This is a genomic window from Bradyrhizobium sp. USDA 4503 (assembly GCF_054055815.1).
Map to the genome: position 1 here is coordinate 1,651,610 of NZ_JBSRXS010000001.1, position 14,294 is coordinate 1,665,903.

Annotated in this window: 13 protein-coding genes; 2 read left to right on the plus strand and 11 right to left on the minus strand. The window is 65.1% G+C overall.

Annotation, left to right across the window (positions count from 1 at the left end; translation table 11 throughout):
• Window positions 1-4: 4 nt before the first annotated feature.
• Window positions 5-1,507 (plus strand): sugar ABC transporter ATP-binding protein, encoded by a 1,503-nt coding sequence (locus ACVMIH_RS07925; protein WP_456861172.1) that lies wholly within the window; start codon window positions 5-7, stop codon window positions 1,505-1,507.
• Between the two features lie 94 nt (window positions 1,508-1,601).
• A complete protein-coding gene (locus tag ACVMIH_RS07930; RefSeq protein WP_057016587.1) occupies window positions 1,602-2,636 on the plus strand; it encodes an ABC transporter permease in 1,035 nt (344 codons plus the stop codon).
• Window positions 2,637-3,001: 365 nt separating this feature from the next.
• On the opposite strand, the gene mtnK is transcribed toward ACVMIH_RS07930, so the two are convergent.
• From mtnK to nuoI, 11 genes are all read right to left on the minus strand, one after another.
• Window positions 3,002-4,306: an S-methyl-5-thioribose kinase gene (gene mtnK / locus ACVMIH_RS07935; RefSeq protein WP_456861174.1), complete on the minus strand. Its 1,305-nt coding sequence runs from the start codon at window positions 4,304-4,306 to the stop codon at window positions 3,002-3,004.
• A gap of 197 nt (window positions 4,307-4,503) precedes the next feature.
• On the minus strand, window positions 4,504-4,779 hold the full coding sequence (locus ACVMIH_RS07940) for a DUF1467 family protein (protein WP_057016477.1): 276 nt from the start codon (window positions 4,777-4,779) through the stop codon (window positions 4,504-4,506).
• A 6-nt stretch (window positions 4,780-4,785) separates the two neighbouring features.
• Window positions 4,786-5,190, minus strand: a complete 405-nt coding sequence (gene mce / locus ACVMIH_RS07945) for a methylmalonyl-CoA epimerase (protein WP_057016476.1) — start codon at window positions 5,188-5,190, stop codon at window positions 4,786-4,788.
• Window positions 5,191-5,261: 71 nt separating this feature from the next.
• Window positions 5,262-6,932 carry a ribonuclease J gene (locus ACVMIH_RS07950; protein WP_141340991.1) on the minus strand — a complete coding sequence of 557 codons (1,671 nt, stop codon included), beginning with the start codon at window positions 6,930-6,932 and terminating at the stop codon, window positions 5,262-5,264.
• Complete coding sequence (locus ACVMIH_RS07955) at window positions 6,932-7,738, minus strand: biotin--[acetyl-CoA-carboxylase] ligase (RefSeq protein WP_456866401.1); 807 nt, start codon at window positions 7,736-7,738, stop codon at window positions 6,932-6,934. The genes ACVMIH_RS07950 and ACVMIH_RS07955 overlap by 1 nt, the downstream gene beginning before the upstream one ends.
• Before the next feature lie 61 nt (window positions 7,739-7,799).
• On the minus strand, window positions 7,800-9,236 hold the full coding sequence (nuoN, locus tag ACVMIH_RS07960) for an NADH-quinone oxidoreductase subunit NuoN (protein WP_057016475.1): 1,437 nt from the start codon (window positions 9,234-9,236) through the stop codon (window positions 7,800-7,802).
• Between the two features lie 10 nt (window positions 9,237-9,246).
• On the minus strand, window positions 9,247-10,761 hold the full coding sequence (locus ACVMIH_RS07965) for an NADH-quinone oxidoreductase subunit M (protein ID WP_016841819.1): 1,515 nt from the start codon (window positions 10,759-10,761) through the stop codon (window positions 9,247-9,249).
• Complete coding sequence (nuoL, locus tag ACVMIH_RS07970) at window positions 10,762-12,834, minus strand: NADH-quinone oxidoreductase subunit L (protein WP_057016474.1); 2,073 nt, start codon at window positions 12,832-12,834, stop codon at window positions 10,762-10,764.
• 8 nt (window positions 12,835-12,842) lie between these two features.
• Window positions 12,843-13,151, minus strand: coding sequence for an NADH-quinone oxidoreductase subunit NuoK (gene nuoK / locus ACVMIH_RS07975; protein WP_016841823.1), 309 nt, complete (start codon window positions 13,149-13,151; stop codon window positions 12,843-12,845).
• Window positions 13,148-13,786 carry an NADH-quinone oxidoreductase subunit J gene (locus tag ACVMIH_RS07980; protein WP_028333975.1) on the minus strand — a complete coding sequence of 213 codons (639 nt, stop codon included), beginning with the start codon at window positions 13,784-13,786 and terminating at the stop codon, window positions 13,148-13,150. The genes nuoK and ACVMIH_RS07980 overlap by 4 nt, the downstream gene beginning before the upstream one ends.
• 9 nt (window positions 13,787-13,795) lie before the next feature.
• A complete protein-coding gene (gene nuoI / locus ACVMIH_RS07985) occupies window positions 13,796-14,290 on the minus strand; it encodes an NADH-quinone oxidoreductase subunit NuoI (RefSeq protein ID WP_018271854.1) in 495 nt (164 codons plus the stop codon).
• Window positions 14,291-14,294 lie beyond the last annotated feature (4 nt).

Genomic DNA, 14,294 nt, shown 5'->3' on the forward strand with positions numbered 1-14,294 from the left:
CCTCATGACGCAGGGACGCTCGGCGATCCTCGAATTGCACCAGATCACGAAGGCCTTCGGCGGCGTCGAAGCCCTTCGTGGGATCGACTTCGCGCTGCACGCCGGCGAGATCCATGGTCTCGTCGGCGAGAACGGCGCCGGAAAAAGTACGCTGATGAAGATCATCGCCGGCGTGCATCCGGAGTTCTCCGGCCGCTTCATGCTGGACGGCAAGGAGACCCGCTTCCGCTCCACCCGTGACGCGCACGCCGCCGGCATCGGCATGGTGCATCAGGAGCTCAGCGTCGCGCCTGATCTCACGGTCGCTGAGAATGTGTTCCTCGGCAACCAGCCGACCAACCGCCTCGGCTTCGTGCAATGGCGGCGGATGGCGCGCGAGGCCGGCGAGCAGCTGGCCCGGTTTGGCATCGACGTCAACCCGATGACGCGGCTCGGCGATTTGCCGATCGGCCTGCAGCAGCTGATCGAGATCGCTCGCGTGCTGTTTTCCGGCGCACGCATCATCATCCTGGACGAGCCGACCTCCGCCCTCTCTCCGCCCGAGGTCGAACGCCTCTTTGCGACGCTGCACAGGCTGCGCGACGAAGGCACCAGCATCGTCTTCATCTCGCACTTCATCGAGGACATTTTGCGGGTCTCCGACGTGGTGACGGTGTTCCGCAACGGGCGGAAGATCGCGGAGACCGCGTCCGCGGACACCACCAAGGGCGCCCTGATCGAGGCCATGATCGGCCGCGGCGGCGAGGCGCTGGAACACAGCTACACCGATGACCTGATGCTCCCGCAATCGAGCGGAGGCGCGGCGGTGCTGAAGGTGGATCAGCTCTCGCTGCGCCGCAGCCTGCGGGACGTCTCGTTCGAGGCCCGCTCCGGCGAAGTGCTCGGTATCTACGGCTTCATGGGCTGCGGGCAGCTGGAGCTGTCGCGCATCCTGTTCGGCAAGCTGCGACCCGACGGCGGAACGCTTGCGGTCGACGGCGCCACGAAGACGTTTCGCAGCACCGCGGCGGCGCGACGGGCCGGCGTCGCCCTGGTGCCGGAAAGCCGGCGCGCCATGCTGTTCCACCAGGAACCGGTCTACAAGAACATCTCGATCAGCATCCTCGAACGGATCTCGGCGCTGCTGCTCAAGCCGGTGCGCGAGCGTGCGATCGCCCAGCGCCAGGTCGAGCAACTGCAGATCCGGCCGCCGGTGGTCGGCCTCGATCTCGGCATGCTGTCCGGCGGCAATCAGCAGAAGGTGGCGCTGGCGAAATGGCTAGCCTATCCGCCGCGCGTCCTGGTGCTGTGCGAGCCGACCCGCGGCATGGATGTCGGCGCCAAGAACGACGTGATCAACATCGTGCGCGATCTCCGCGCCATGGGGCTGGCGATCATCGTGCTGTCGACCGAGCCGGAGACGGTGCTGTCGCTGGCCGACCGGATCCTGGTGCTGAAGCGCGGCGCGGTGGTGCGCGAATTCGCGGGCGAAGCGGTCAGCAAGGACCGGCTGCTGGAGGCGGCCTAGAGCATGATCCGGAAAAGTGCGAAGCGGTTTTCCGATGCTCAAACAAACAGAGAAAGCGCGATGACCACCTCATCGCGCTTGATGGAGAGACATGATGGCAAGCAGTGACGGCGCCACGGCGCGAGCGGATCACCAGCGGTCGCGCGGGCTGGCGCCCTTCGTGCGCTCGCAGATGCGCAACATTGCGCCGTTCCTGACGCTGATCTTCCTCAGCGCCTTCTTCGCGATCGCGAGCCCGTCGTTTGCCACCATCGACAATGTCGGCAACATCCTCACGCAAGTGTCGGTCACCGGCATCATCGCCGTCGGCCTCACCTTCGTGATCCTGTGCGCCGAGATCGACCTGTCGATCGCCAGCATCGCCAACGTCACCGGCATTGCGGTGGCGTACTTCACGCTGCAGGAATCCTACGTCAACATCGCCAATGTCCCGATGCCGGGCATCGTCGCGATCCTGCTGGCGCTGGCGCTGTGCGCGCTGCTCGGCCTCGTCAACGCGCTGGGGTTGACCATGATCGGCATCCCCTCCTTCATCATGACGCTCGCCATGATGCAGATTGCGGCCGGCGTCTCGGCGCTGCTGGTGCGCGGCCAGATCGCCTACAAGGTGCCGGACCTGATCACGACGCTCGGCTCCGGCTCGATCGGCGGCATCCCCTGGATTGTGATCGTCGCCGCGGTGATGCTGCTCGGCGGCCACCTGGTGCTGACCTACACACGGTTTGGCCGCTACGTCTACATGGTCGGCGGCAACCGCGAGGCCGCGGAATTTGCCGGCCTCAACGTCAAGCTCATCCTCGGCAGTGTGATGGTGATCTCGGCGGTGTGCTCGGGGATCGGCGGCATGCTCGGCGTCGCCCATTTCGGCAGCGCCCAGCAGAACGAGTTCGATACCTATCTGCTGGATTCGATCGCGGCCGTGGTGGTCGGCGGCACCAGCCTGTTCGGCGGCCGCGGCGGCATCGGCAACACCATCGTCGGCCTGTTCGTGCTCGGCGTTCTCAACAACGGCCTCGACCACGTCAATATCGACAGCTTCCTGAAGATCCTGATCCGCGGGTTGATCCTGCTCGCGGCGCTGATCATCAACGTGTACGCGCAGCGGCTGCGGGAACAGGCGGCGGATTAAGGATGAAGGAGCTGAGCACACAGCTCTCTCCATTCGTCGTCCCTGCGAAAGCGGGGACCCATACGCCGCGGCGGGTATTGTTGAAGGAACTCGTCATTCCAGCGTCGCTTAACAATGATCGTTGGTGGTTATGGGTCCCGGCCTTCGCCGGGACGACGCCGAGTGTGTATCGCTTGTGAGTCAAACATCCGCATTCTCGCGACATGATTTGTCCGAGCTTGCTGTTCGTTCCGCCCTCGCGTTGAAGAGGGCGCAGGGAAAGCCGCGCTGCGTAGGACGAGTAGAGCGAAGCGAAACCCATCAACTCTTATCGCGCTGTCAGAATGATGGGTACCGCTTCGCTCCACCCATCCTACGCTTCCCGGCTACCTCGCAAAATCCGGCTGCCAGTGGCGCAGCTCGCGGGCGGCGTAGGTGACCGCGCCGATCGTCGTGTAGGACGGCGCCTCCAGCATCATATTGCGGGCGAGCTTGAGGGCCCGCGCCTCGCAGATCGCGCGCTGCTTCTCGTCGGCGATCCACTCGAAGTCGATGTTGTGCGCGAGACCAAGGATGCGCCGGATGGTCTTGGCCGCGGCGAAGCCGACGGTGTCCTCGAACAGCCGCGCCATGTACGCCTGCCGTTCTGCCTCCAACCGCGCGGCACCTGCCTCGCCGGTAAACAGCGACACCGGATAGCCGTCGCCGTTCGCCTCGCTGCGCCACAGCGCCAGGAACTTTCGGGAAAACTCGCTCCAGACGCCCTCCATGGTCGCGAGTAGCCAGGCCTCGAACGAGGCGCGCTCGCCCGGCGCGCGCTCGTGGCCGGCGGAGGCGAGATAGGCCATCAGGAGGTTGCCGATGACGGCGCCGATGTCGAAGCCCATCGGGCCGTAGAAGGCGAACTCGGGATCGATTACCCTGGTCTCGCTGTCTGTAACCATGATCGAGCCGGTATGCAGATCGCCGTGCAGCAGCGCCTGCGGGCTCGCCATGAATTTCAGCTTCAGCCTGGAGATCGCGACATGCAGGTCGAGGTCCTCGCGGAACGCCGCCGCCGTGGCGTCGAGATACGGCGCGGTCCAGCGGTTCTGCTCGGCGATGCGGTAGGGATCGGTGAAGATCAGGTCTTCTGTGATCTTGCAGAGCGCGTGGTTGCCGGCGAAATCGGCGATGCCCTGCTTCTTCTCCGCGGCCGACAACGCAAGGTCGGACGTGAAGAACAGCGTTTGCGCCAGGAAGGTTGAGATATCCTCGACAAAGCGCGGGTACCACGTGGCCTCGATCAGGCCCTTGCGCATGATGATGTGCGGCTCGAGCAGCTCCATCGCGGTGAGCGCGAGCGGCGCATCATGATGCAGCACCGCCGGCACGAGCATCGGCGCCAGCCGCGCCTGATGCACCAGCGCCATGTGCTCGTAATGCGCCCGCGACAGTGGCAGCGGCCAGCTCTCGCCGACGAGGCGCACATACGGCAGCGCCTGCTTGACCGCGAGGCCGCCGCTTCCGCCCTTGACGATGAAGACGAGATTGAGATTGCCGTCGCCGACCTCGCTGATCGACCAGTCCGCCGGCGCGCCGCCGAGCTGCGCGACGATGGCGGGCAGCCCCGCGAGATAATCCCGCAGATCGGCTTCCCGCAGGATTCGATATGCGCTCGGCCCGGAGCCCGGCTGGGACTGCAGGTGCATCGTGGTCGCCTCCTCCGCAATGCCAGGGCGAGGTTGATCCCCGCTCCATTGGCATCAGTTTCTAAAACAGCATCCCCATCGGTACGTAGCCCGGGTGAGCCAACGGGTCGCGCGAACGCGCGCCCGATGACAGGCTCCGCGATACCCGGGAAAGTGATCCCGCATGTCGCTTCGCTCATGCGGGCTACTTCTGCGTATCAGAACGGCATCCCCATCAGCTTCGACAGCCGCTCGATCGAGAGATAGCCGGAATGATAGGCCCACATCGCGATCGCGAAGATCACGGCGGAAATCAGCGTGGTCCACAGCAGCTTGCGGCCCATCCGCGCCAGGATCGGCGCGCCGGGGTCGGTGCCGGGCGCGCCGACATTGTCCTCGTGCTGGCTGCGCACGCCGAACGGCAGCGTCAGGAACAGCACGAGCCACCAAAGCACGAAGTAGATCGCAAGTCCGGTGGAGATCTGGTAAGCCATGCGGCCTCAGGCCTGTTCGATCTCGACCAGGGCGCCGGAAAAGTCCTTCGGGTGGAAGAACAGCACCGGCTTGCCATGCGCGCCGATCTTCGGCTGGCCGTCGCCCAGCACCCGCGCACCCTCGGCGATCATGCGGTCACGGGCCGCGATGATGTCGGGCACGTCGTAGCAGACATGGTGGATGCCGCCGTCGGCATTGCGCTCGACGAATTTCGCGATCGGCGAGGTCTCGCCCAGCGGCTCGATGAACTCGATCTTGGTGTTCGGCAGCGTCACGAACACGGTGATCACGCCGTGTTCCGGCAGCGGCACCGCATCGGAAATCTCGGCATTGAAGGCAGTGCCGTAGATCTTCGCGGCCTGCTTGGCGTCCTTGACCGCGATCGCGACGTGATTGAGCCGGCCCAGCATCTCTCTCTCCCTTTAGTTGAGCATGATCCTTTCGGAAAATCGCTTCGCACTCTTCCGGATCATGCTTAGGCTCAAACCGTCAGAACGTGCACGACGCAGATCGGCTTCTTGCCCCATTGCTCGTTCAGCGCCGCCCGCACCGCGCGCCGCACCGATTCCCCCAGCGCGTCCGGATCGCGCCGCCGCGGCTTCGGCAGGCCCTCGATCGTCGATACCACCACATCGAACACGATGTCGTCGAGCAGTTCGCCCGCCGCATTGTTCTCCGGCATGCCGACCAGATCAACCTCGGGATCGTCGACGAGCTCGCCCTGCTCGGTCATGGCGATGGCGACGAAGGCGCAGCCGGCAAAGCCCATCCGCCGTCGCTCCACCACAGCGCGCGACTTGGCGTCCTCCAGGATGGTTCCGTCCTTGTAGAGCCGCCCCGCCGGCACCTCGCCGATGATGCCGGGCTCGCCGGGCCCGAGCTTGACGAGGTCGCCGTTGCGGCAGGTCAGGACCTTGGGCACGCCGGCGGCGCGCGCCAGCTTGGCGTGTTCGGCGAGATGCAGCGCCTCGCCATGGACGGGGATCAGCAGTTGCGGCCGCACCCAGGAGATCATGTCGCGCAGCTCGTCGCGGCGCGGGTGGCCGGAGACGTGCACCAGATGCTCGCGGTCGGTGATGATCTCGACGCCCTGCATGACGAGGTTGTTGATGATCGAGCCGACCGCCTTCTCGTTGCCGGGAATGGTGCGGGAGGAGAAGATCACGGTGTCGCCCTTGTTCAGGGTGACCTGCGGATGGTCGTCATTGGCGATCCGCGCCAGCGCCGCACGCGGCTCGCCCTGGCTGCCGGTGCACAGCGCCAGCACCTTGTCGGCCGGGAAATGGCCGTAATAGTCGGCGCTGCGGAATTTATGCGAGCCGTCGAGATAGCCGCATTCGCGCGCCACCTGCACCACGCGCTCCATGGCACGGCCGACCACGACGACCTCGCGGTCGGCGGCGTTGGCGGCGTCCGCCACCGCCCGCACCCGGGCGACATTGGAGGCGAAGGTCGTGACCGCGACCCGGCCCTTGGCCGCCTTGACCAGCTTCTTGATTGTCGCGGCGACCTCGGTCTCCGACGGCGAGCGCCCGTCGCGCACCGCATTGGTGGAATCGCCGACCAGCGCCAGCACGCCTTCATCGCCGAGCTCGCGCAGCCGCCGCTCGTCGGTCGGCTGGCCGATGATCGGGGTCGGATCGATCTTCCAGTCGCCGGTGTGCAGCACGGTGCCGAGATCGGTCTTGATCGCCAGCGCGTGCGATTCCGGAATCGAATGCGCGACCGGGATGAACTCGACATTGAACGGACCGATATCGACTCGCCCGCCCGACGGGATCACCGTGACCGGGATTTTTGGCGGGTTGCGCTCGGCGGCGCATTTGGCCTCGAACAGCGCCGCGCTGAATTGCGTCGCGTAGATCTTGCAGCCGAGCTTCGGCCAAAGATCGATAATGGCACCGAAATGATCCTCATGGGCGTGCGTCAGCACGAGGCCCACCAGATTGTTGCGCTCCTTCTCGAGGAAGCGGACGTCGGGCATGATCAGGTCGATGCCCGGCAGATGCTCCTCGTCGCCGAAGGAGACGCCGAGATCGACCGCGAGGAAGGACCGCTGGTGGCGGTTGCCGAGGCCGTAGATCGACAGGTTCATGCCGATTTCGCCGACGCCGCCGAGCGGCGCAAAGGTGAGCTCGTCCGGACGCGCCATCAGTTCGCCCTCACCGAGGCTGCGGTGCCGAAATAGACCTCGCCGGCGGTCACGGGCAGGCGCTCGCCATCAGCAGTGCGGACGATCAGGCAGCCGGTATCATCGATGGTGTCGAACGTGCCCTCAAGGGTCGCCGAGCCGGTCTGGACCGCGACCTTCTCGCCGAGCCCGGCCGCGCGCTCCAGCCACAGCCTGCGGATCTCGGGGAAGCCGCGGCCGTCGTCCCAGATGCCGCGAAACTCGACCCAGGCGTCCGACAGCGCGGCAAACAGCTCCTCCGCCCCGATCTGGATGCCGAGCGCCGCGAGCGATACGGCCGGCGTCGGCGTCCCCTCTGGTGCTGCGACGACATTGGTGCCGATGCCGACGACGACCGCCAGCCGGCTCCCGATGGCTTCGGCCTCAAGCAGGATGCCCGAGAGCTTCCTGCCGTTGGCCAGCACGTCGTTCGGCCATTTCAGGGTGAACTTCGGGCTGTCCGGCCCGAGCCGCAGCGCCGCCTCGATGCTGACCTTCCGCAGCGCAGCTTCGAGCGACAGCCCGGCGGCGAAGCCGAGGGTAGCGGCGACTGCCGGCTGGACGTCCATCACCTCGAGGATCGTGCTGGCGAGATTGCCGCGCGGCGCGACCCAGACCCGCTGCCGCCGCCCGCGGCCCGCGGTCTGTTCGGGCGTCACGAACCACATCGGCCCCCGCTCGCCGCCGCGGGCGCGCAGCATCGCCTCGGCATTGGTCGAGCCGATCTGATCGAAGGCGGCGAGCCGATAGCCCGCCGCTATGGCCCGGGGCCCGAGCGTGAAGGTCATGTCAGCGTTATGCGCATGATTGGTTCCGAAAGCCAGCATCCCGATTTCGGAACCGCACGCGTCAAAATAGCGATTTTGCCGCCGCCGTGGCCACACTCACCAGCGGGCCCGGATAGGCGAAGTAGAAGATATTGAAGATGCCGGCGACCGCCAGCACGGTGCGCAGTTCGACGCGGACCGGGTCGAGCTTGCCGAGCGGCTGGTCGAAATACATCACCTTGACGATCGACAGATAGTAGAACGCACCCACCACGCTGGTCAGCACGCCGATCACGGCGAGCGTGAACAGATTGGCCTTGATCGCGGCGACGAACACGTACCATTTGCCGAAGAACCCGGCGAGCGGCGGCACGCCGGCCAGCGAGAACAGCAGCATCGCGAAGATGAAGGCGAGCAACGGGTTGGTGCGGGACAGCCCGGCGAAATCGCTGATCTGCTCCAGCGCCTGGCCGTTGCGCTTCATCGCCAGGATGATGCTGAAGGAACCGAGCGTCATCGCGACGTAGATCGTGATGTAGATCAGGACGCCCTGGGCGCCCTCGACCGTGCCGGAGGCGAGGCCGACCAGCGCAAAGCCCATATGGCCGATCGAGGAATAGGCCATCAGCCGCTTGATGTTGGTCTGGCCGATCGCCGCGAATGAGCCCAGCGCCATCGAGGCGATCGCCACGAACACCAGGATCTGCTGCCACTGGGTGACGATGCCCGGGAACGCGGTCAGCGTCGCGCGGGTGAACACCGCGAGCGCCGCGACCTTCGGGGCGGACGCGAAGAACGCCGTCACCGGCGTCGGCGCGCCCTCATAGACGTCGGGCGTCCACATGTGGAACGGCACCGCCGACACCTTGAAGCAGAGGCCGGCGAGCAGGAACACCAGGCCGAACACGATGCCGATGCTGCCGGTCGTCGCGGCGGCCGCGATGCCGGCGAAGCTGACGGTGCCGGTGAAGCCGTAGATCAGCGAGGCGCCGTAGAGCAGCATGCCCGACGACAGCGCCCCGAGCACGAAATACTTCAGGCCCGCCTCGCTCGACTTGGCGTTGTCGCGCTGGCTGGCGGCGACGACGTAGAGCGCAAGGCTCATCAGCTCGAGGCCGAGATAGAGCGAGATCAGGTCGCCGGCCGAGATCAGCACCATCATGCCGAGCGTCGACAGCAGCACCAGGATCGAGAACTCGAAGTTGCGGCTCGACGGCTGTGACAGGTACTCCGTCGACAGGATCAGGGTTGCCGCCGAGGCGATCAGCGCGAGGACCTTCAGGAAGCGCGCGAAATCATCGACGATGAAGCTGCCGCCGAAGGTCACGAGCTTGCCGGCCGGCAACCAGAGCTCCAGCACGCCGGTCAGCACCAGGAGACAGATCGCGAGCGCCGTCACGAGCCGCGTCGTCCCCTGCCCGCGATAGGCTCCGATCATCAACAGCACCATGGCGCCGACCGCGAGCACCAGCTCCGGGAGCACCGGCTGCAACTGATAACCTGCACTTGAAAAGCTCATGACGAGGGCCTTACTGGACGGTCAGCGCGGCTGCCTTCACGGCAGTCACGGCGGTTTGGTAATTGTTGACGAGCTGCTGCACCGAGGCCGCCGACATGTCGAGCACCGGCTTCGGATAGACGCCGAACAGGATGGTCAGTGCGATCAGCGGGAACAGCGTCACGCATTCGCGGAAGGTGAGATCCTTGATCGACATCAGCGACGGCTTGACCAGCGCCCCGAACACCACCTTGCGGTAGAGCCAGAGCGCGTAGCAGGCCGACAGGATCACGCCGGTGGTGGCGAAGAACGCCGTCGGCAGCGAGATCTTGAAGGTGCCGAGCAGCGTCATGAACTCGCCGACGAATCCGCTGGTGCCCGGCAGACCGACATTGGCCATGGTGAAGACCATGAAGGTCAGCGCGTAGAGCGGCATCCGGTTGACGAGACCGCCATAGGCCGCGATCTCGCGGGTGTGCATGCGGTCGTAGACGACGCCGACGCAAAGGAACAGCGCGCCGGAGACGATGCCGTGCGAGACCATCTGGAACATGCCGCCGGCGACGCCCTGCGTGGTCACCGCGAAGATGCCCATGGTGACGAAGCCCATATGCGCGACGGACGAATACGCGATCAGCTTCTTCATGTCCTCCTGCATCATCGCCACCAGCGAGGTGTAGATGATGGCGATGACCGACAGCACGAACACGAACGGCGCGAAGTCGTGCGAGGCCAGCGGGAACATCGGCAGCGAGAAGCGCAGGAAGCCGTAGCCGCCCATCTTCAGCAGGATCGCGGCCAGGATCACCGAGCCCGCCGTCGGCGCCTCGACGTGCGCGTCGGGCAGCCAGGTGTGCACCGGCCACATCGGCATCTTCACCGCGAACGAGGCGAAGAAGGCCAGCCATGCCCAGGTCTGCATCGACCGCGGCACCGCGGTGTGCATCAGGGTCGGGATGTCGGTCGTGCCGGCGTTCCAGTACAGCGCCATGATGGCGAGCAGCATCAGGACCGAGCCGAGGAAGGTGTAGAGGAAGAACTTGAACGACGCATAGACCCGGCGCGGGCCGCCCCAGACGCCGATGATCAGGAACATCGGGATCAGGCCGCCCTCGAAGAACAAATAGAACAGCACGAGGTCGAGCGCCGAGAAGGTGCCGACCATCAGCGTTTCCAGGATCAGGAACGCCATCATGTATTCGCCGACGCGCTGCGTCACCGACTTCCAGCTCGCGATGATGCAGAGCGGCATGATCGCGGTGGTCAGGATGATCAGCGGCAGCGAGATGCCGTCGACGCCCATGTGATAGGTGATGCCGGTGGCGAGCCAGGACGCCTTCTCGACAAACTGGAAGTCGGTCGAGGCCGGATCGAAGCGCGCCACCAGGATCAGCGAGATCGCGAAGGTGATCAGCGTGGTCCACAGCGCGATCCAGCGCGCCGTGCGGCTCGCGGTCTCGTCACCGCCCCGCGCCAGCAGATAGACCAGGATCGCACCGACCGCCGGCAGGAAGGTCGTGACCGAAAGGATGGGCCAGGTTGTCATCTACTGGCCTCCCAAGCCGAACATGAACCAGGTGATCAATCCGGCGGCCCCGATCAGCATCGCGAATGCGTAGTGATAGAGGTAGCCGGTCTGCAATTTCACGACGTTGCGGGTGACGTCGAGCACGCGGGCGGAGACGCCATCGGGACCGAAGCCGTCGATGATGAAGCCGTCGCCCTTCTTCCACAGCGTGTAGCCGAGCCACTTCGCCGGGCGCACGAAGATCCAGTCGTACAGCTCGTCGAAGTACCATTTGTTGAGCAGGAACTGGTACAGCATCGGCTGCTGCTGCGCGAGCTCGACCGGTAGGTACGGCCTGCGGATGTAGAACAGATACGAGATGAACAGGCCGAGCGCCATCATCACGGTGGGCAGCGGCGCAAGCCAGCCCGGCATGTGCTCCATGTCCTCGAGGATGTGCGGGTTCATCTTCACGGACTCGCGGAAGAACTCTTCCACGCCGTGCGGGTTGACGAACAGCTCCTTGAACGGCAGGCCCGCCAGGATCGAGCCGGCGGCGAGCACGCCGATCGGCACCAACATCCACACCGGGCTCTCATGCGCCGCCTCGTAGTGCTTCTGGTCGTGCGGCTCGCCGAAGAACGTCTTGAAGATCAAACGCCAGGAGTAGAACGAGGTCAGGCCGGCGGCCACGATGGTCAAGAGATAGGCGTAGGTCGCGAACGGGTTATGCGCCGCATAGGCCGCCTCGATGATCGCGTCCTTGGAGAAGTAGCCGGCGAACAGCGGGAAGCCGGTCAGCGCCAGGGTGCCGATGCACATCACCGCGAAAGTGTACGGGATCTTGCGCCACAGCCCGCCCATGTTGCGGATGTCCTGCTCGTGGTGCATCGCGTAGATCACCGAGCCTGACCCTAAGAACAGCAGCGCCTTGAAGAAGGCGTGCGTGAACAAATGGAACATGCCGACCGAATAGGCCCCCGCTCCCATCGCCACGAACATGTAGCCGAGCTGCGAACAGGTCGAATACGCGACGATGCGCTTGATGTCGTTCTGCACGAGGCCGATCGTGGCGGCGAAGAACGCCGTGGTCGCGCCGAAGAACATCACCACCGCCTGCGCGGTCGGCGACAGCTCGAACAGCGGCGACAGCCGCGCCACCATGAACACGCCGGCGGTGACCATGGTCGCGGCATGGATCAGTGCCGACACCGGGGTCGGACCTTCCATCGCGTCCGGCAACCAGGTGTGCAGCAGGAACTGGGCCGACTTGCCCATCGCACCCATGAACAGCAACAGGCAGGTCAAGGTCAGCGCGTCGGCCTGCCAGCCGAAGAAGTTGATGGTCTTGCCGGTCAGACCGGGCGCGGCATGGAAGATGGTCTCGAAATCGGTCGAGCCGACCAGCGCGTAGATCGCGAAGATGCCGAGCGCGAAGCCGAAGTCGCCGACGCGGTTGACCACGAAGGCCTTGATCGCCGCGGCATTGGCCGACGGCTTCTGGTACCAGAACCCGATCAGCAAGTAGCTCGCGAGGCCGACGCCCTCCCAGCCGAAGAACAGCTGAACGAGGTTGTCCGACGTCACCAGCATCAACATCGCGAAGGTGAACAGCGAGAGATAGCCGAAGAAGCGCGGCCGGTTCGGATCCTCGTCCATGTAGCCGATCGAATAGAGGTGGACGAGCGCGGACACCGTGTTGACCACGACCAGCATCACCGCGGTCAGGGTGTCGACCCGCAGCGTCCAGGCCACCTGCAGGTCGCCCGAGTTGATCCAGGGCAGCAGCACGACGCGCGCGTCATGGTGCATGAAGCCGACATCGACCAGCGTGAACCACGACAGCGCCGCCGACACGAACAAGAGGCCCGTGGTGATCAGCTCGGCAAGGCGCGAGCCGGCGGCCGCCGGCTCGGAGACATGGTGATCGTCATGGCCATGGTCATCATGGCCATGATCGTCATGGGCCGCGGAGGCATGGGCGTCGCCATGCGCATCGTCGTGATGGTCGACGGTATCGCCGCTCGGGCAGCGCGCATGGGCACCGACCAGCGAGATAATGCCTGCGAGGATGGCGCCCAGCAGAGGCAGGAATACGATTGCCTGAACCATAACTGCGCCTAGCCCTTCATCAGATTGACGTCTTCAACCGCGATCGAACCGCGGTTGCGGAAATACACCACCAGCACGGCGAGACCGATCGCAGCCTCGGCGGCGGCCACCGTCAGCACCAAGAGCGCGAACACCTGGCCGACGATGTCGCCGAGGAAGGTCGAGAACGCCACCAGGTTGATGTTGACCGACAGCAGGATCAGCTCGATCGACATCAGGATGACGATGATGTTCTTGCGGTTGAGGAAGATGCCGAGGATCCCGAGCGTGAACAGGATCGCGGCGACCGCGAGATAGTGTCCGAGCCCGATCGTCATTTCACCCACTCCGCCGCGTCGGCATCCTGCAGGCCCTGCCCCGACGCCACCTTGCGCATCGCCATCGCCATCTCGGGCGTGCGCGCGTTCTGCACGTTGATGTTCTGCCGCTTGACCTTGGCCTTGTGGCGCAGCGTCAGCACGATGGCGCCGATCATCGCGACCAGCAGCACCATGCCGGCGAGCTGGAAGTAATGGATGTACTTCGTATAGAGCACGAGGCCGAGCGCCTCGGTGTTGCTGACATTGGTCGGGATCGCCGCGGTGATCGTCTTGGTCACGGCCGGGTTGATCACCCAGGCGCCGACCACGAGCAGCAGCTCGAACATGAAGATGCCGCCGATCACGATGCCAATCGGCAGATACTGGATGAAGCCCTCGCGCAGCTCGACGAAGTCGACGTCGAGCATCATGATCACGAACAGGAACAGCACCGCGACCGCGCCGACATAGACCACGATCAGCATCATCCCGAGGAACTCGGCGCCCATCAGGATGAACAGCCCGGCCGCGTTGACGAAGGCCAGGATCAGGAACAGCACGGAGTGCACGGGATTGCGCGAGACAATCACCATGACCGCCGAGGCCACGCAGGCCGCAGCAAACAGGTAGAAGAACAGCGCCGGAAGGATCATGCCCTCACCTCACCGGTATGGCGCGTCGAGCGCGATCGACTTCGCGATCTCGCGCTCCCAGCGGTCGCCATTGGCGAGCAGCTTGGCCTTGTCATAGTACAGTTCCTCGCGGGTCTCGGTCGCGAATTCGAAATTCGGTCCCTCGACGATGGCGTCCACCGGGCATGCCTCCTGGCACAGGCCGCAATAGATGCACTTCACCATGTCGATGTCGTAACGCACCGTGCGGCGGGTGCCGTCGTTGCGGCGCGGGCCGGCCTCGATCGTGATCGCCTGCGCCGGGCAGATCGCCTCGCACAGCTTGCAGGCGATGCAGCGTTCCTCGCCGTTCGGATAGCGGCGCAGCGCGTGCTCGCCGCGGAAGCGCGGCGAGATCGGGCCCTTCTCGAAGGGATAGTTCAGCGTCGGCTTCGGCTGGAAGAAATAGCGCATCGCGAGGAAGAACGCCGAGACGAATTCCGACAGCAGAAGCGAGCGGGCTGTTGCGTTGACATTGACACTCATGACG